The organism is Dietzia sp. 2505 (assembly GCF_040546785.1).
GTDB lineage: Bacteria > Actinomycetota > Actinomycetes > Mycobacteriales > Mycobacteriaceae > Dietzia.
Map to the genome: position 1 here is coordinate 218,714 of NZ_JBEPON010000004.1, position 17,931 is coordinate 236,644.

General features: G+C 72.2%; 15 protein-coding genes. 12 read left to right on the forward strand and 3 right to left on the reverse strand.

The genetic code is table 11. The annotated features are described in order from the left end of the window. The first annotated feature begins 217 nt into the window (after positions 1-217). From ABIE38_RS10060 to ABIE38_RS10090, 7 genes are all read left to right on the forward strand, one after another. Positions 218-1,297: a CpaE-like family protein gene (locus ABIE38_RS10060; protein WP_354055871.1), complete on the forward strand. Its 1,080-nt coding sequence runs from the start codon at positions 218-220 to the stop codon at positions 1,295-1,297. Beyond that, positions 1,287-2,471, forward strand: a complete 1,185-nt coding sequence (locus ABIE38_RS10065; RefSeq protein WP_354055873.1) for a TadA family conjugal transfer-associated ATPase — start codon at positions 1,287-1,289, stop codon at positions 2,469-2,471. The genes ABIE38_RS10060 and ABIE38_RS10065 overlap by 11 nt, the downstream gene beginning before the upstream one ends. After that, the gene (locus ABIE38_RS10070) at positions 2,468-3,364 is read left to right on the forward strand and encodes a type II secretion system F family protein (RefSeq protein ID WP_354055875.1); all 897 of its coding nucleotides are present in this window, start codon (positions 2,468-2,470) and stop codon (positions 3,362-3,364) included. The genes ABIE38_RS10065 and ABIE38_RS10070 overlap by 4 nt, the downstream gene beginning before the upstream one ends. Further along, on the forward strand, positions 3,361-4,023 hold the full coding sequence (locus tag ABIE38_RS10075; protein ID WP_354055877.1) for a type II secretion system F family protein: 663 nt from the start codon (positions 3,361-3,363) through the stop codon (positions 4,021-4,023). Before ABIE38_RS10070 ends, ABIE38_RS10075 begins: the two co-directional genes overlap by 4 nt. Positions 4,024-4,090: 67 nt before the next feature. Then, complete coding sequence (locus tag ABIE38_RS10080; protein ID WP_354055879.1) at positions 4,091-4,327, forward strand: DUF4244 domain-containing protein; 237 nt, start codon at positions 4,091-4,093, stop codon at positions 4,325-4,327. 47 nt (positions 4,328-4,374) lie between these two features. Further along, positions 4,375-4,686, forward strand: coding sequence for a TadE family type IV pilus minor pilin (locus tag ABIE38_RS10085; protein ID WP_354055881.1), 312 nt, complete (start codon positions 4,375-4,377; stop codon positions 4,684-4,686). 56 nt (positions 4,687-4,742) lie between these two features. Beyond that, the gene (locus ABIE38_RS10090) at positions 4,743-5,060 is read left to right on the forward strand and encodes an Rv3654c family TadE-like protein (RefSeq protein ID WP_354055882.1); all 318 of its coding nucleotides are present in this window, start codon (positions 4,743-4,745) and stop codon (positions 5,058-5,060) included. On the opposite strand, the gene ABIE38_RS10095 is transcribed toward ABIE38_RS10090, so the two are convergent. Then, positions 5,055-7,391 carry a DEAD/DEAH box helicase gene (locus ABIE38_RS10095; RefSeq protein ID WP_354055884.1) on the reverse strand — a complete coding sequence of 779 codons (2,337 nt, stop codon included), beginning with the start codon at positions 7,389-7,391 and terminating at the stop codon, positions 5,055-5,057. The genes ABIE38_RS10090 and ABIE38_RS10095 overlap by 6 nt on opposite strands. A 250-nt stretch (positions 7,392-7,641) precedes the next feature. Here ABIE38_RS10095 and ABIE38_RS10100 point away from each other — a divergent pair, with 250 nt between their 5' ends. The 3 genes from ABIE38_RS10100 to ABIE38_RS10110 all read left to right on the forward strand — a co-directional run bounded on the left by ABIE38_RS10100 (position 7,642) and on the right by ABIE38_RS10110 (position 9,375). After that, positions 7,642-7,845 (forward strand): cold-shock protein, encoded by a 204-nt coding sequence (locus tag ABIE38_RS10100; protein WP_107749373.1) that lies wholly within the window; start codon positions 7,642-7,644, stop codon positions 7,843-7,845. Positions 7,846-7,935: 90 nt separating this feature from the next. Then, entirely contained in the window at positions 7,936-8,523 is a 588-nt protein-coding gene (locus ABIE38_RS10105; RefSeq protein ID WP_354055886.1) for a hypothetical protein, read from the forward strand. 54 nt (positions 8,524-8,577) lie between these two features. Continuing rightward, on the forward strand, positions 8,578-9,375 hold the full coding sequence (locus ABIE38_RS10110; protein ID WP_354055888.1) for an NRDE family protein: 798 nt from the start codon (positions 8,578-8,580) through the stop codon (positions 9,373-9,375). 78 nt (positions 9,376-9,453) lie between these two features. Here ABIE38_RS10110 and ABIE38_RS10115 read toward each other — a convergent pair whose 3' ends face one another. Next, positions 9,454-10,524 (reverse strand): 2-oxoacid:ferredoxin oxidoreductase subunit beta, encoded by a 1,071-nt coding sequence (locus tag ABIE38_RS10115; protein WP_354055890.1) that lies wholly within the window; start codon positions 10,522-10,524, stop codon positions 9,454-9,456. Positions 10,525-10,548: 24 nt separating this feature from the next. Next, positions 10,549-12,549, reverse strand: a complete 2,001-nt coding sequence (locus ABIE38_RS10120) for a 2-oxoacid:acceptor oxidoreductase subunit alpha (protein ID WP_354055892.1) — start codon at positions 12,547-12,549, stop codon at positions 10,549-10,551. Between the two features lie 403 nt (positions 12,550-12,952). Between ABIE38_RS10120 and ABIE38_RS10125 the strand changes: the two genes are divergently transcribed. Further along, positions 12,953-14,638 (forward strand): alpha/beta fold hydrolase, encoded by a 1,686-nt coding sequence (locus ABIE38_RS10125; protein WP_354055894.1) that lies wholly within the window; start codon positions 12,953-12,955, stop codon positions 14,636-14,638. A 354-nt stretch (positions 14,639-14,992) separates the two neighbouring features. After that, the gene (gene topA, locus ABIE38_RS10130) at positions 14,993-17,926 is read left to right on the forward strand and encodes a type I DNA topoisomerase (RefSeq protein WP_354056096.1); all 2,934 of its coding nucleotides are present in this window, start codon (positions 14,993-14,995) and stop codon (positions 17,924-17,926) included. The last annotated feature ends 5 nt before the right edge of the window (positions 17,927-17,931 follow it).

Sequence of the window (17,931 nt, forward strand, 5' to 3'; positions counted from 1 at the left end):
CTCGATTCGTTCCCCCACGAATCGGGACTTCGAGAAACCGCGGCGTCCCCCTGCCGCGGTTTCTCTCATTTCGGGCGGGGTTCCCGGGTGGGGCCCGCGATGCGGGACCCTCCGGAACTGGCGGACGTCCTCCACAGCCCCCGGCCTCTCCACAGGCGCCCCCGGGACGGCGCTGTGGGTCGGGTCCGCCGACCGGTGGGTGCGCCACGCTGTGCCCGTGACCCAGAACTCCCGCGCAGCCCACGACACCGTCCCCGACTCACTCTCAGACAGAGCCGTCGCGGTCGACGTGACCGACCCGGACCTCGACGCCGACGTCCGCGCCGTGCTCGCCGCGCTGTCCCTGGACCCCGTGTCGCCGGACAGCGCCACGGCGGACGTGGTGGTGACGGACCGTGAGGGCACCGGCGGGGGACCCGGCGTGGCGCGTCTGGTGCGGGTGGGCGCCGACGGTGGCGGTGGCGACGACGAGGTGGTCCGACTGCCGTCCGGGACCGCGGACCTCGTGGGGGCGCTCACGGCGCCGGTCGCCGCGGGGCGTGGGTCCCTGGTGGCCGTGGTGGGAGCGGTGGGTGGGTGCGGTGCCAGCACCCTGGCGGCCGCGATCGCGATTCGCGCAGCCGACTCCGGCCAGGCCCTCCTGGTGGAGGCGGACCCGCGGGGGACCGGGATCGACCTGGTCCTGGGGACGGAGTCCGAGCCGGGGCTCAGGGTGGAGGACGTACGCGCCGAACTCGGCGGCCCCGACCCCGACGCCCTGTGGGGAGCCGTGCCCGAGGCGGGGCCCGGGTGCAGGGTGCTGGCCCGGGCCAGGGGCGGCGATCAGGCGCCGGCGGGACGGTCCGCCTCCGGGGGCGCGGTGGGGGCCGCGCTGGCCCACCGGTCGGCGGGGGGACTGGTGGTCTGCGATGCCGGCGGGTTCACCGCCGGAGACCCGGTACTCGCCCGGGCCGACCTCGTCGTCGTCGTGACCAGGGCAGATCTCCAGGGCGCCGTCGCGGCCGGACGGATCGTCGGCGACCTCCGCGGCGCCGCCCTGGTGATCCGGACGCACCGCGGGGACCCGCTCGACGCGGCGGACGTGGCCGACTCGGCGGGGCTCGCACGGTGGCACGTGCTCCCGGAGGTCCGGTCCGTGCGTCGGCTGACCGGGACCGGTGACCTCGTCCGTGCGCTCGGGCGCGGACCCCGTGGTCGGCGCGGTCGGGATGGAGGGGGCGGACCGGGTGGCCGGGTGCGGCGGCTCAGCGCCGTGGCGGACGCCCTGCTGGAAGAGGTGAGCCCCGGTGACCGGTGAGGGATCCGGTACGGCCGCGCTCCCCGGGGACCTCGTGGACCGGGTCCGCGCCCGGTTGGCCGGCCTCGGGGTGGAGCCGGACCCCGACGAGGTGGTGCGCGCGGTCCGGGCCGAGTCCGACGTCCTGCACGGCCACCTGGACCTGCTGCGGACCGCTCGCCTGGTGCGGGAGCACCTCGCGGGAGCGGGACCACTCGAGGCGCTGCTGGCGAGCCCGGGGGTCACCGATGTGGTGGTGGACGGGCCGGGTCCGGCGATGGTGGACCGCGGGCGGGGACTCGAGAAAACCGACGTGGTGGTGGCCACCGAGTCCGAGCTGCGGGCCCTCGCGGTGCGGCTGGCGGGCCGGGCCGGGCAGCGGCTCGACGACGCCCGGCCCTGGGCGGACGGGGTGGTCCGGTCCCGGGACGGAATGGCGTGGCGGCTGCACGCGGTGTTGCCCCCGGTGGCGGTGGACGGGACCTGTCTGTCGTTGCGGGTCTCGCGGCCCGCGCAGGCCACCTTCGACCGGCTCGTGGATTCGGGGACCGTGCCGCCCCAGGCCGGGCCGCTGCTCCGCGCGCTGGTCGCGGCCCGGATCGGATACCTGGTGGTCGGCGGGACCGGCTCGGGAAAGACGACCCTGCTCGCGGCGCTGCTCGGCCTGGTGCCGCCGGGCGAACGGCTGCTGTGTGTCGAGGACTCCCCGGAGCTGCGGCCGGCGCACCCGCACGTCGTGCGGCTGGTGGTGCGGCACGGCAACGTCGAGGGCGCGGGCGGGGTGGCGATGTCCGAACTGGTCCGGCAGGCGTTGCGGATGCGCCCGGACCGGATCGCGGTGGGCGAGGTGCGCGGCGGCGAGGTGGCGGATCTGCTCGCCGCACTCAACACCGGGCACGACGGCAGCGCCGGCACCGTCCACGCCAACTCGCCCACCGAGCTCCCGGCCCGGCTCGAGGCCCTCGGGGCACTCGGTGGGCTCGACCGAGCGGCGCTGTCCGCGCAGGTCGCCGCGTCGCTCAGGGTCGTGGTGGGGATGCGTCGACTGCCCGACGGGAGGCGGACCGTGGACTCCATGGGCGTGGTCCGACGGGATGTGCAGGGGATCGTCGTGGACCCCGCCTGGCGCGCCGACGGGGGAGCGGTGCCCGGCAGGCCGGCGTTCGACACGCTGATCGCGGGGGCCGGCGGATGACGGCGGCGGTGCTGCTGCTGGCCGGGGCCCTGCTCGTGTGGCCGGACGGGGTGGCCCGGATGCGCCTCCGGCACCTGAGTGGCGTGCCCGGGTCGCGCGGGCAGGCTCTACCCGCGGTGCTGGGGCGGGTACCGGCAACGGTGGTGGTTCCCGTGGCCGCGGGGATCGCGGGCCTGGTCGTGGCCGGGCCCCTCCACGCCTGCGCCGCCGCCCTGCTCGGGGTCGTGGGGGCCGACCTGCGCAGGCGCGCTGGTGTGCGGGGACATCGGCTGGAGCGCCTCGGTTCCTGGGAACGCGCGCTCGACGACGCCTCGTCGGCGCTGCGGGCCGGCGCCGGCCCGGAGGAGGCCTTACGCCGCGCTGCGGAGGGTGCACGGTCAGGGGATCCCGGGGTCGCGGCCGTGCTGAGCGCTGCCGGCTCCCACGCCCGGTTGGGTGGGGACGTCGCCGCGGCGCTGTACGCGGCCGCCGCCCGGCAGACGGGTGGGACGGAGTCGGGCAGGGTTGCGGCGGGCAAGGCAGCGGCGGGTGGGGCCGCGGCGGGTGACCGGCGGGTCGATCGCGTGGCGGGCGAACTCGCGGGTGCCTGGCTCCTGGCCGCCCGGCACGGGGTGGCATTGGCCGTGGTCGTCGACGGGCTCCGGGCGGACGTGGCCTCGCGCCGCGAGCGGGCGGTCCGCGTGGACGCCGCGCTCGCCGGTCCCCGCGCCACCGGGGTGATCCTCACCGCCCTGCCCGGTTTCGGCGTGCTGCTGGGGTCCGGCTTCGGGGCCGATCCGCTCGGGGTGCTGCTCGGTGGCCGGATCGGCGGAATGTTGTGCCTGATCGGCGCCGGGTTCCTCGCGGCGGGCCTGTCGTGGACGGACCGGATCGTTGACGGGGCGTCGAGATGAGTGTCGCTCTGCTGTTGCTCGCCGCCGCGCTGTGCGTCGCCCCGTGGCGGGGCGCGGCCACCGAAAGGCTGCGTGAGCTCACCGCCGTTTCCGCTTCCGTCCCCGCCGCCGCTCCCGACCGGAGCACACCAGGACCGTTGATGCAGACAGTCCTGCTGTCCCCGGTCCTCGATCTGGTCCGCCGGCGGCGCGCCGGGCCCGCGGACACCGAGTCCCTGGCGCGGATGCTGGACCTGCTCTCAGTGGCGCTGCTCGCCGGGCTGCCCACCCATCTGGCGCTGGCCGCGGTCGGCGACGCGATCGCCCCCACCGACCCGGACGTGGCCGGGCCCCTCCACGCCGCCGCGGCCCGGGCCCGCCTCGGTGCGACCCCCGGCCAGGCGTGGCAGGACGTACCCGGCGCGGATCGCCTGGCCCCGGTCGCGTCGGTGCTCGCCCGGGCCACCGACGGCGGCGGATCCGTCCGCTCGGCGCTCGATCACGCGGCCCACCGCATGCGCTCGGGTGCCGACGCCGCCGCGACCGCCCGCGCCGAGCGTGCCGCCGTGCTCGTGGCCGGCCCGCTGGGCCTGTGCTTTCTCCCGGCATTCGTGTGCCTGGGAGTCCTCCCCGTCGTCGTGGGTCTGGCCGACGGGATGCTGCCGGGGGTCCTGCCGTGATCGGGAGTCCCGCCCACCGATTCCGGGGTGGAGACGCCGCCCCGGTCACCAAAAAAGGAGAAGCACGATGACCATTCACACCAGCACCCGGATCACCTCCACCCTCCGCCGCGCCCGCGTCGGTCTGGCGCGCCGGTTCGAGACCGTCGCCCGACTCGACGCCGGGATGTCCACGGTGGAGTACGCGGTCGGCACGATCGCTGCCGCCGCCTTCGGGGCCGTGCTCTACACGGTCGTCAGCGGCGACTCGATACCCGACGCCCTCGGCGGGATCATCGAGCGGGCACTCAACACCTCGGTGTGAGGGTGCGGCGGCCGCATCGAGGGGACGCGGAGGCGGACCGCGGGTCGGTGACCGTCGAGGCGGCGCTCGGGATCGCCTCGCTCGTCGTGGTCCTGGCCGTGGCCGCCTCCGGGGCCGCCGCGGCGCTCACCCAGATCAGGGTCGTGGACGCCGCGCGGGAAGCCGCCCGGGTGGCGGCCATGTCCGGTACGGGGGAGGGTGTCGCCGCCGGGCGGGCGGCGGCGCCCGCTGCCGAGGTGTCGGTCGACAGCGGCGGCGGGAATGTGACGGCGCAGGTCAGCGTGCCCGCCAGGGGCCTGCCGGGGGTCGTGCTGACGGGCCGCGCGGTGGCGAGGGCCGAACCCGGGGTGTCCGGGTGAGGGGGCCGGGTCGGGGCCGCCGGCCTGTCGGGTGGGGTGACGACGACGAGGGGTACATGAGCGCGGTGACCGCGTTCGCGGCGGCCGCCGTCCTGGCCCTCACCGTGGCGGTGCTGCTCGTGGGGCGGGCGGCGGTGGCCGCGCACTCCGCCCGGTCGGCGGCGGATCTGGCCGCCCTCGCCGGGGCCCACGCGCTGCGAGCCGACGAGGACCCGTGCTCGGTCGCTGCCGGGGTGGCCACCGCCAACCGGGCCGTCGTTGCCGGATGCACGGTCGACGGCCACGACGTGGTGATCCGGGCCGAGGTGCGGCTCGAGCTCGGGGTGCTGGGAGTGCGGGCGGCGTGGGCGGTGGCCCGCGCGGGACCGCTATGAGTCGACGGCCTCCGAGAGCTGCCCCACGACCTCCATCAGCAACGCGATCGCGCCGGTCTTGGAGAGCGGGTCGTTGCCGTTCCCGCATTTGGGGGACTGGATGCACGAGGGGCAGCCGGTCTCGCACTCGCACGAGCGGATGGCGTCCAATGTTGCCCGGAGCCACGAGGTCGCGCGCCGGTACCCGCGTTCGGCAAAGCCGGCGCCGCCCGCGTAGCCGTCGTAGACGAACACCGTGGGCAGTCCGGTGTCGGGGTGCAGGGCCGTCGACACGCCGCCGATATCCCAACGATCGCAGGTCGCGACCAGCGGGAGCAGGCCGATGGCCGCGTGCTCGGCGGCGTGCAGCGCGCCCGGCCAGTCCGCCTCCTCCAACCCGGCGACACGGAGTAGCTGCGGGGTCAGGGTGTAGACCACCGCTCGGGTGGCCAGGACGGTCTCGGGCAGGTCCAGCGGCGTCACGTCGAGGATCTCCCCGCCGCGCAGGCGCCGCTGGTACCCGGTCACGCGGGCGGTCACCTCGACTTCGGCGTAGGACAGCGTCACCGGCCCGGCGGAGACGGATTCCAGGGTCTCGATCAGGTCGATCGAGACCTGCTCACGGGCCGAGGTGGTCCATTCCGGTTCCTCCGGGCGACACAGGGCGAGCCCGTCGTCCAGGTCCAGCTCGTCCACCACGAAGGACTCTCCCTGGTGCAGGTACAGCGCCCCCGGGTGGACCTGCGACCGCGCCCGAACCGAGTCGATGGTCCCGAGCATCCGGCCGTCGACGGCGTCGACGATCACCACCTCGGCCCCGCCGGTCCCGCGGATGTCGACCTCCGAGTGCGGGGTGTGGTCGTCCGCCGCCGGGTACCACCCTGCGGGCCGGCGCCGGACCAGTCCGCGCTCGGCCAACTCCTCCAGGACCTCGGTGGCGCCCCACACGCGGGCCTCCTCGTGCGACATGGGCCGCTCGCTGACCGCGCACCGCAGCTGCCCGGCCAACAGGACGGGGTTGCGGGGGTCGGTGACGGTGGCCTCGACCGGTTTGCCCAGCAGCGCCTCGGGGTGGTGGACCAGATAGGTGTCGAGGGGGTCGTCGCGGGCCACCAGGACCACCAGCGCACCCTGTCCCCGTCGACCGGCCCGGCCGGCCTGCTGCCAGAACGAGGCGATGGTCCCCGGGAATCCCGCGCTGACCACGGCGTCCAGTCCGGAGATGTCCACCCCCAGTTCGAGCGCGGAGGTCGAAGCCACACCCACCAGGTCCCCCTCGGCCAGCCCGCGCTCGAGTCGTCGTCGGTCCTCGGCCAGATACCCGGCGCGGTAGGCCGCGATCCGCCCGGCCAACTCACGGCCCCGTTCGCCGTGGTCGGAGATCAGCCGCTCGCGCGCCCGCAGCGCGGTGGACTCGGCGCCCGCGCGCGAGCGCACGAAGGTCAGCGTCCGGGCGCCCTCGGCCACCAACCCGGCCATCAGGGTGGACGCCTCGACGGGGGCCGGCCGCCGCACGGGGGCCCCGTTCTCCCCGGAGAACCCGTCCATGAGCGGTGGTTCCCACAGCGCGACCGTCCGGCCCCCCTGGGGTGAGGCGTCGTCGGTCACCTCGACGCAGGGGCGGCCGACGAGGGTGCCGGCGGCCGCGCCGGCGTCGGAGGTGGTGGCGGAGGCCAGGACGAACGTCGGTTCGGCCCCCAGGGCCCGGGCGAGCCGGTCGAGCCGCCGCAGGATCAGGGCGACGTTGGAGCCGAACACGCCGCGGTAGGAGTGACACTCGTCGACGACGACGTAGCGGAGCCCCCGCAGGATGCGCGTCCACTGGCGGGACCGACCGAGCACAGACAGATGGAGCATGTCGGGGTTGGTGACGATCCAGCGTGAGTTCTCGCGGATCCACGGCCGGGCGTCGGTCGGGGTGTCGCCGTCGTAGGACGCGGGGGCCACATGGGCGAGCCCGGGCACGGCGTCCACCAGCGACACCACCGAGGCCAGCTGGTCCTGGCCCAACGCCTTGGTGGGGGACAGGTACAGCACGCAGGCCCCCCGGTCCGAGGCGAGCGTGCTGAGCGCGGGCAGCTGGTAGCCGAGGGACTTGCCGGACGCGGTGCCGGTGGCCACCACCACGTTCCTCCCCGAGTGCGCGTGCTCGGCGGTGGCCACCTGATGGGCCCAGGGCCTGTCGACGCCCCGACCACGCAGTTCGTCGACCAACCCCGGGTGTGCCCAGGCCGGCCAGTCGGCGTACCGGGCCTCACGGGCGGGCAACTCCGCCGTATGGGTGACAGGCGACGGCCCGGCCGGGAGCTGCTCGAGCAGGTGGCCCAGGAGTTCGCGTCCGTACGTCGTCACCCCTCGACGGTAGAGGGCGACCCGCCCGGGTCCTCACCCGAGCACGTTCCGGAGTCGGGTCCGGGCCGGATGCGGCTGCCCGGCGCGGTGGGCTGCCCTGCGGAGACCGGTTCACCCGGCCCTGATCTCGTGGTGTACTTGTCCCGGTCGCCGATGCCGGTCGCGGGCTCCCCGCGGGCGGTGGGGCGACCCGACCCGCGTGGCCATCCCGGGGGTCGCTCCAAGCAGTACGGAAAAGGAACGCAACAACATGGCACAGGGCACCGTCAAGTGGTTCAACGCGGAGAAGGGCTACGGGTTCATCGCCCCGGAGGACGGTTCCGCCGACCTCTTCGTCCACTACTCCTCCATCGAGGGCTCGGGCTTCAAGTCGCTCGAGGAGAACCAGCGCGTCGAGTTCGAGCTCGGCGAGGGCCAGAAGGGCCCGCAGGCCCAGGAGGTCCGCGCCATCTAAAGGCGCCACCGCCCGTGATCGACGAGGCCCCCGACGCGTACGCGTCGGGGGCCTCGCCTCGTGTCGGGGGCCGGCCGTAGGCTCGGCCCCGTGACGCAGCTGTCGTTCTTCGCCGCCGACTCCCGCGTCCCCGAGCCGACAGACCTCGAGGGCGCCCTCGCCGCACGCGGCCAGTCCACCCTCGCGGGGGCCCTCGCGCAGGTCTCCGTGGGGCTCGATGCCGCCTGGCGTGCCGACGCCCTCGTCGCGCTGCTCGCCGAGGCCGGACTCGACCCCGTCCGCTCCGCGGCGGGCCCGGACGGCCGGTGCACCGTGTCCACCGCGCGGACCGCGGTTCTCGTCCCGGTCGTGCGGCGCTGGCGGCGTGGCGCCGTGACCGCCGTGCCGGCCGGGTGGACCCCGTCGGCGGGGGCGCTCCGGGTCTGGTTCATCACCGCCGGCCGGATCACCGCCGCCGGTGCGGTCGATCTGGGGATCGACGCCGGAGTCGAGCAGCACGCCCCCCGACGAGTGGCACTCGTCGAGGCCCTGGCCAGGGCCGGGATCCGCACCACCTACGTCGGCCCGCGGGGTGACGGGCCGCTGCTGCGGCTGGGGACGGCCCGCGCCCGTGCACGGTTGGCGCAGACACTCGGCGCGGCGCCCCCCGGGGTGCCGCCCGGAGTGTGGCCCCGCTGAGCCTCGAGTCGGGAGGCGGGGCCCCGGTGTTGCGCCTGGTCATCCGGTGGTGAAGTGTTCGATGCCATGTGCATGCTCGTCGTCGCCCGCCGGGTCCACCCCCGGTACCCGCTGGTGCTGGTGGCCAACCGGGACGAGGTCCACGCCCGCCCCACCGAATCCCTGCACGAATGGACGACCGGCAGGGAGGGGGTCGGCGGCATCGTCGCGGGCCGCGACGTCACGGCCGGCGGGACGTGGCTCTCGCTGGCCGCCGGGGCGCGGTTGGCGGCGGTCACCAACGTCCGGGAGGGCGGCCCCGAGCGCCCGGCGACCGCATCACGAGGTGAGCTTCCGGTCGACGCGCTCACCGGGCCGGTCCCCGTGACCGGGTTCGCCCAGCACGTCGTCGACGATCTGGGCAGGTACGGGCCGGTCAACCTGCTGGCAGGCGACCTCGACGAGATGTGGTGGGCGTCCAACCGGTCCGGTCGGGGGCCGATGCGGCTGGGCGCCGGGGTCCACGGCCTGTCCAACGCGGCGCTCGACACCCCGTGGCCGAAGGTCGTCGGGGCGGTCGCACAGGTGCGATCCCTGCTGGGCACCGAGGCGATCTCCGGTCAGGACTGGTCGGGTCCCCTACTCGACCTGCTCGCCGATCGCCGCAAGGCGCCGCTCCGGCACCTGCCGCGGACGGGGGTCCCGCTGTGGCACGAGTGGCGCCTGTCGTCCCGGTTCGTCCGGATCGGCCGGTGGTACGGGACCCGGTCGACGACGGCGGTGCGGGTCGACGAGCACGGTACGGCCGATGTGGTCGAGCGCACCTGGGACGCCCGGGGACGCGTCGCCGGGACGGCCACCGCCCGGCTCTGAGTGCAGCTCCGCGCGGTGACCGCCCCCGGGACGGTCCGGCCGGTGTGGCCGTCTGACCAGCGTGTCCGCCGTGTCCGTTTAGCCGACGGTCCAGGTGTTGCTGCCGTCGAGCAGTGACTGCAGGTCCGCCGGTGCGGTCTCCTTGGCGGCGGCGACCTGGGCACGGGCCTGGTCGTCGTAGGTCTCGCGGTGCACCTGCCGGATGATCCCGGTGACGGTGTACTCGAGGTCCTGGCTGGACAGGTTCGCCAGCGCGTGCGCGTAGGAGGGGTCCTCGGCGTGGGCGTCGTGGACGATGATGTCGGCCTCGTCGACCTCGGCGGTCGCGGCGACCTTCAGCGAGAATCCGGCGCGGACCACGCAGTGCTGGCCGTCGTCGCCGAAGATGATCTTCTCGCCGTGGCGCACCGGGATAAGGTGATTGCCGGCGTCTTCCTTGCGCAGCAGGTCGAACGAGCCGTCGTTGAAGATCGGGCAGTCCTGCAGGATCTCCACGAAGCTGGTGCCGCGGTGGCGGGCGGCGGCCTCGAGGACCTCGGTCAGACCCTTGCGGTCCGAGTCCAGGGCGCGGGCCACGAAGCTCGCCTGGGCGCCGAGCACCAGCGACAGCGGGTTGAACGGGTGGTCCAGCGACCCCATGGGGCTGGACTTGGTGACCTTGCCCGGCTCCGAGGTGGGTGAGTACTGGCCCTTGGTCAGCCCGTAGATCCGGTTGTTGAACATCAGGATGTTGAGGTTGACGTTCCGACGCAGGGTGTGGATGAGGTGGTTGCCACCGATCGACATGGCGTCGCCGTCACCGGTGACCACCCACACCGACTGGTCCGGGCGGGCGGTGGCCAGCCCCGTGGCGATGGCCGGGGCGCGCCCGTGGATCGAGTGCATGCCGTAGGTCTCGAGGTAGTACGGGAAGCGGCTCGAGCAGCCGATTCCGGAGATGAACGTGATGTTCTCGCGCTTGAGACCGAGCTTGGGCAGCAGGGCGCGGATGGTGGCCAGGATGACGTAGTCGCCACAGCCGGGGCACCAACGCACCTCCTGGTCGGAGGTGTAGTCCTTGGGCTTCTGCGGCGCATCACTCTTGGGCACGGACGCCAACGCGTCCAGGGGCAGCGGGCTGCCGACGAGTCCGGGTTCGGTGGTGGTCATGGAAATCCTCTCCTCGCTCGCGGGTCAGCGGGTTCGGTTGGCGGTGGTGGTGCCGGTGGCGGTGTGGCCGATCCGCCGGTTGCGCGCAGCTGGCTCGCCGGTCGTGGTGATGACCCCGTCGAGCGCCAGTCGGTACTTGTCGTGCTCGGTGTGGGTGAGCCGTCCGGCGAACTCCGCCTCGATGGCGGTCTGCAGTTCCTCGGCCGAGAACGCCATTCCGTGCACCTTGGTGATGGGCTGGATCTGAGCCGGGAAACGTGCCTTGAGCAGCATGGCGAGCTGTCCGAGGTTCATCTCCGGAACGAGTACCCGGTGGTACTTGGCGAGCACCTCACCGATGTTGTCCGGGAGCGGGTTGAGGTGGCGGACGTGCGCGCGCGCCACGCGGTGGCCGTTGGCGCGGGCGCGGCGGACCGCCTCGCCGATGGGGCCGTACGAGGACCCCCAGCCCACCACGAGTACCTCGGCCTCACCGGACGGGTCGTCGACCTCGAGGTCGGGCACGTCGATGAGCGCGATCCGCAGGGCCCGGGTCCGGGTCATGAGGTCGTGGTTCTCCGCCGTGTACGAGATGTTGCCGGTGCCGTTGGCCTTCTCCAGCCCACCGATGCGGTGCTCGAGTCCGGGCTCGCCCGGGACCGCCCAGTCGCGGGCCAGCGTCTCGGGGTCACGGGCGTAGGGGAGGTAGTCCCCCGCGGCCTCCGTTTCGCCGTCGGCGCCGGCCGCGGGCGCGGTGGCGAGGTTCTTGTCGATCGCCGGCAGGTCGGCCACGTCGGGCAGGAGCCACGGCTCGGAGCCGTTGGCGATCGCGCCGTCGGACAGCACAATGACCGGAGTGCGGTAGGTGACCGCGATCCGCGCCGCCTCACGGGCGATCTCGAAGCAGTCCGAGGGCGACTGCGGGGCGATCACCGCGACGGGTGATTCGCCGTTGCGGCCGAACAGTGCCTGCAGCAGGTCGGACTGCTCGGTCTTGGTGGGCAGGCCGGTCGAGGGGCCACCGCGCTGGACGTCGATGATCACCAGCGGCAGCTCGGTCATCACGGCCAGGCCGATCGCCTCGGACTTCAGCGCCAGGCCGGGTCCGGAGGTCGAGGTGACGCCCAGCGCCCCGCCGTACGAGGCACCGAGGGCGGCGCCGATACCGGCGATCTCGTCCTCCGCCTGGAAGGTGGTCACGTCGAACTGCTTGAGCTTGCTCAGCTCGTGCAGGATGTCCGAGGCGGGCGTGATGGGGTAGGTGCCCAGGAAGACGGGCATGTCCGCCGACCGGCCCGCGGTGACCAGGCCGTAGGCCATCGCCGTGTTGCCCGTGATCTGGCGGTACCGCCCCGTGGGCAGCTGGGCCGGCATGATCTCGTACTCCGAGGCGAAGGCCTCGGTGGTCTCGCCGTAGTTCCAGCCCGCGTGCAGGGCCAGGACGTTGGCCTCGAGGATGGCGGGCTTCTTGCCGAACTTGCTGCCCAGGAACTTCTCGATCGAGTCGACCGTGCGGCCGTACATCCAGGTGAGCAGTCCCAGCGCGAACATGTTCTTGCAGCGCTCGGCGTCCTTCTTGCCGATGTCCACGGACTCGACCGCGCCGATGGTCAGCGTGCCCATGGCCACCTCGTGCACCTGGAACGCCTCGAAGGCCGGGGAACCGAGGGGGTTGGACTCGTATCCCACCTTGGTGAGGTTGCGCTTGGTGAACTCGTCCGAGTTGACGATGAGGATGCCGCCGGAGGGCAGGTCGTCGATGTTCGCCTTGAGCGCGGCGGGGTTCATGGCCACCAGCACGTCGGGGCGGTCCCCGGCGGTGAGGATGTCGTAGTCCGCGATCTGGATCTGGAAGCTCGACACCCCGTGGATCGTGCCCTGGGGGGCCCGGATCTCGGCCGGGTAGTTGGGCTGGGTCGCCAGGTCGTTCCCGAAGGCCGCGGCCTCCGAGGTGAACTGGTCACCGGCGAGCTGCATGCCGTCACCCGAGTCGCCCGCGATGCGGATGACCACCTTGTCCAGCTTGGTCTTGGACACATTGCCCACCGCTGCTGACCTCCGTTGCGTCTTTGATGATCGGGGCTGGTCGTGACTCCCGTACGGCCACCGACGGTACGCCGGTTCCGGCGCGACCCGTGGCCGCGGCGGAATTGAAAAACGGTAACACGTTCCAGTTAGGCGTAGTGGCCTCTCGTGATCACCATAGACCGGTCTGTCTATCCGTGCCAATCCGCTGCACAGGATGAGCATTTTCCGGCGACTGACCGGCCAAGATGAGAAAGTAATGATCGCGACAGTGTCACCCTGGGCTGCGCCGGTCGTCGCTTCGGCGCCCGCATAGCCCCTCGAACATGACGATCCCCCTGCGCGAGGCTGCCGGGATAACGGTCCTGCGGAGCGCTCGCCCCATTCACCGCGAAGAGTTCACAGGAAGAAGATCATCGTGGCCATGGCTCGTCTCCTTCGCCCGTCAGCCGTACTCGGCGCCGCTGCCGCTCTCGTCCTGGGTCTGACGCCCACGGCGACCACGGTCCCACCGGGCGCGATGGTCGGTGTCGACGCGGTCGCCTGGACCCCATGTCCCGCCGACTCGGAGGTCGAGAAGATTTTCGGCTTTCCCCGTGCCGACGTGCTCTGCTCATCGGTCTCGGTACCGGTCGACCACGACGTCACGGACGGTCGTCGCGTCGACGTGGAGGTTCGCAGGATCACCGCCACGGGGGAACACACGGGGACGGTGTTCGGGAATCCCGGCGGTCCGGGCGCTGACGCACGGCAACTCTGGTACAACACTTTGAACGGAGCGAACGACGCGGCGATCGATGAGGTCCGACGAAATCACGACCTGGTGATCGTCCAACCCCGCGGGCTGGAGGGTGCGGGCGCGCTCGAGTGCACCGCCGGCGTCGAGGACGCGAGGACCGATTACCTCGCACGGGCGAAGAGGTGCATGGACAGCGATCCGGAGTTCGTCTCGTCGTTCACCACCGAGAACATCGTCCGGGACCACGAGGTGGTCCGCGAGGCGATGGGACTCGAGCGGATCTCCTTCCTGGGGTTCTCCTACGGCACCGCGATCGGGATGATGTACCAGACGCTGTTCCCGGACAGTATCGAGCGGATGGTCCTGGACTCGGCGGTCGGACCCACCGACTACTGGTGGTACGAGATCGACCGCCAGCAGGCGTTGACCCGTCACCAGGCCCGGGGCTATCTCATGCAGTGGATCGCCGATCACGACGCCACCTATCGGCTCGGGAACACCCCGCTGAAGGTCTACAACAACATCCGCGCACTGGACCGTAACGAGGGCAGTGGTGCGTCCCGCTTCCTGCCACCGCCCGCGCAACCTCAGGACGGGGTCCCGGGGTCCCTGGCCACCGGCTCACTGGGTACGGGTTCGGTGGACGGGCTCGCCGCCGGGTCGGTCCGGTTGGACAACGCCGCCCTCGCATCGACAGGGGAGTTCGACCGCGAGGTGGAGGACAGTCCGGAGTTCTTCGCGCTGTTGGACGAGGTCGTGGGGACACCGTCGCGTTGGTCGGATGTCGCCTGGCTGATCTCGGCCGGCGCGAACGGACTGCTCGGGGACGAGGCCGCGGGGAACGACCTGGAGGCGCAGGTCGAGGAGCAGCTGGCGATGCGGTCCGAGGTCCCGGAGCTGACGTCCGACATGGCGACGTACCTGGCGATCCTGCAGTGCAACGAGACCGCTCCGCCAGTTCGCAATCCGTTGGCCCCGGCACTGCTGGGCAGCAGTGACGCTGTCGGCAGCACCGCCGAGGACGTGAAGAACCTGGAGCATCAGACGGCGTTCTGTCCCTTCCCGCCGTCGACGGTCCCGCCGCGCATCAAGGCCAATCCCATGGTCGCCGCACCATTGGTCATCCAGGCGGATCACGACACCCAGACGCCGGGGATGTTCGGGCCGGCGACTGCCGCCGCGACCGGTGGGATCCTGGTCCGGGTCCGCGGGACGGTGCACTGCCACTTCGACACCGGCAACTCGGCGGTCGACGAGGTGGTCCTGAACTACCTGCGCACGGGTGAGGTGACCAAGGGGCAGTACCTGGACACCCCCCGACCGACGCCCGGCCCGGTCCCGTGGGACGAAGGGGATCCAGACGGCGACTGATAGCGCACGATCAGTGGGGGCGATCACCGGAGAGGCTCATCCGCCGCTACGGCGCGCGGGACGGTGAGAGGTGCACCTCGCGCGCGCCGCCATACGCAGGGTGGTTAGGCACCATCTCCGCGCGGAGAGCCCTCCGGGGGACAGGACATGTCGGCCGGTCCGGGGGCCCTCCCCGGTGAAGCGCGACTCTCGTGGAGGACCGATGGCCTGGTATGAATTCTCATAGACAGGCCCCGGCATGCGTACCGTATGCGGGACCGGAGTTCGGTGACACACGTCGCCGACGGATCAGCGCAGGTTGGGAGCAGTTCAGTGGCGAGCAAGAAGACAGCATCGGGCGGAAAGCGGAGCCTGGTGATCGTCGAGTCCGCCACCAAGGCCCGCAAGATCCAGCCCTACCTGGGGTCCGACTACGTGGTCGAGGCGTCGGTCGGCCACATCCGTGACCTGCCCAAGGGTGCCGCCGACATCCCGGCCAAGTACAAGAAGGAGCCGTGGGCGCGGCTCGGCGTGAATCCTGAGGACAACTTCGAGCCGATCTACGTGGTGAGCGCGGACAAGAAGAAGAAGGTCGCCGAACTCAAGAAGGAACTGGCCGGCGTGGACCAGCTCCTCCTGGCCACCGACCCCGACCGCGAGGGCGAGGCGATCGCGTGGCACCTGCTCGAGGTGCTCAAGCCCAAGGTCCCGGTCAAGCGCATGGTGTTCCACGAGATCACCAAGCCCGCGATCCTCGCCGCCGCAGAGAACACGCGCGAGCTGGACACCGACCTGGTCGACGCCCAGGAGACCCGCCGGATCCTCGACCGTCTCTACGGATACGAGGTCTCCCCGGTCCTGTGGAAGAAGGTCATGCCGCGGCTCTCCGCGGGCCGCGTGCAGTCCGTGGCCACCCGCGTGATCGTCGAGCGCGAGCGGGAGCGCATGGCGTTCGTCGCCGCCGACTACTGGGACATCACCGCGACCCTGACGACGCAGCATGCCACCGGCGGGGACGCGGGGGAGCCGCGCAGCTTCACTGCCCGCCTCGCCGCCGTGGACGGTGCCCGGGTCGCCCAGGGCCGCGACTTCGGCCAGAACGGCCGTCTCAAGACCTCCGGCGCGGCCAAGGACGCGGTGGTGCTCGGCGAGGCCGCGGCCCGCGCGCTCTCGGACGCCCTCGACGGCGCCGACTTCGTGGTGGACTCGGTCGAATCCAAGCCGTACACCCGACGCCCCTACGCGCCGTTCATGACCTCGACGCTGCAACAGGAGGCCGGTCGTAAACTGCGCTACACCTCCGAACGCACCATGCGCATCGCCCAGCGGTTGTACGAGAACGGCTACATCACCTACATGCGTACCGACTCCACGACGCTGTCCGAGGGCGGCATGTCGGCCGCGCGCGCGCAGGCCACGGAGTTGTACGGCAGCGAGTACGTCTCGCCCACCCCGCGTCAGTACACCCGCAAGGTCAAGAACTCGCAGGAGGCGCACGAGGCCATCCGTCCGGCCGGGGAGTCCTTCGCCACCCCCGGTCAGCTGCACAGCGCGTTGGACGCCGAGGAGTACCGCCTGTACGAGCTCATCTGGCAGCGCACGGTCGCCTCCCAGATGGCCGACGCCAAGGGCACGTCGGTGAGCATCCGGATCACGGGCGCCGCGGGCGAGAACCCGTCCGGGTACAGCCGGGCCACCTTCGCGGCCTCGGGCCGCACCATCACGTTCCCCGGCTTCCTCAAGGCGTACGTCGAGGCGGCGGAGGAGTCCACCGAGTCGTCCGACAAGCCCATGGCGGACGATGCGGAACGGCGGTTGCCCCGACTCAGCGAGGGGCAGGCGCTCACGGGCTCGGACCTGTCGGCCGACGGCCACACCACCAGCCCGCCGGCCCGCTACAACGAGGCCAGCCTGGTCAAGATCATGGAGGAGATGGGCATCGGCCGCCCGTCCACCTACGCCAGCATCATCCGCACAATCCAGGACCGTGGGTACGTCTATTCCCGTGGCAACGCCCTCGTGCCCAGCTGGGTGGCGTTCGCGGTGATCGGGTTGCTCGAGCAGAACTTCGGTCGCCTGGTGGACTACGACTTCACCTCGCTCATGGAGGACGAGCTCGACGAGATCGCCGAGGGGCGCGAGAACCGCGACGACTGGCTGCGTCGCTTCTACTTCGGTGACCCCGACGGCGCCGGGTCGGCCGGGGACGGGGACCACGCGGTCGGGCTCAAGAACCTCATCGACGTGAACCTCGAGGCCATCGACGCCCGCAGCATCAACTCGATCCGGGTGTTCGACGACTCCGAGGGGCGGCCGGTCCACGTCCGCGTCGGGCGATACGGTCCGTACCTCGAGCGCATGGTCGAAGGAGAGGACGGCGAACCGGAGTCGCAGCGCGCCAACCTGCCGGAGGGGATGAGCCCCGACGAGCTCACGCTCGAGGTGGCCGAGAAACTCTTCTCCACCCCGCAGGACGGGCGTCCGCTGGGCGTGGATCCCGAGACCGGTCACGAGATCGTGGTCAAGGACGGCCGATTCGGCCCCTACGTCACCGAGAAGCTGCCCGAGCCCACCGACGCGGAGAAGGCGCAGTGGGCCAGGAAGGTGCTCGCCGACGCCGAGGCGGAGAAGAAGAAGATCGACGCCGAGCGCGACGCCGCGATGGCGGCCGCGAAGGACGACGAGGCCAAGGCCGAGGCCAAGAAGGCAGCGACCAAGGCCAAGTCCGCCGTGACCCGCAAGGCCAAGAAGGAGTCCGACAACCCCACCGGACCCAAGCCGCGGACGGGGTCGCTCATGCAGTCGATGGAGCCGGCCACGGTCACGCTCGAGCAGGCCCTCAAGCTGCTGTCACTGCCACGGGTCCTGGGCGTCGACCCCACGAGTGGTGAGGAGATCACCGCGCAGCTCGGCCGATACGGTCCCTACCTGAGGAAGGGCACCGATTCACGGACGCTGGACACCGAGGACGCCGTCTTCACCATCACGCTCGAGGAGGCTCTGAAGATCTACTCCGAGCCCAAGCGTCGGGGTCGGCAGGCTGCCGCACCCAAGGCGCTGCGCGAGATGGGGGTCGACGAGGTCTCCGGCAAGCAGATGCTGGTCAAGGACGGGCGATTCGGTCCCTACGTGACCGACGGGGAGTCGAACGCGTCGCTGCGCAAGGGCGACACCGTGGAGACGCTCACCGACGCACGCGCCTCGGAACTGCTGTCCGAGCGGCGGGCCAAGTCGCCGCCGAAGAAGGCCGCCGCGAAGAAGGCCCCGGCCCGGAAGTCGCCGGCCAAGAAGGCCACCGCGGGGCGCTGACCCGA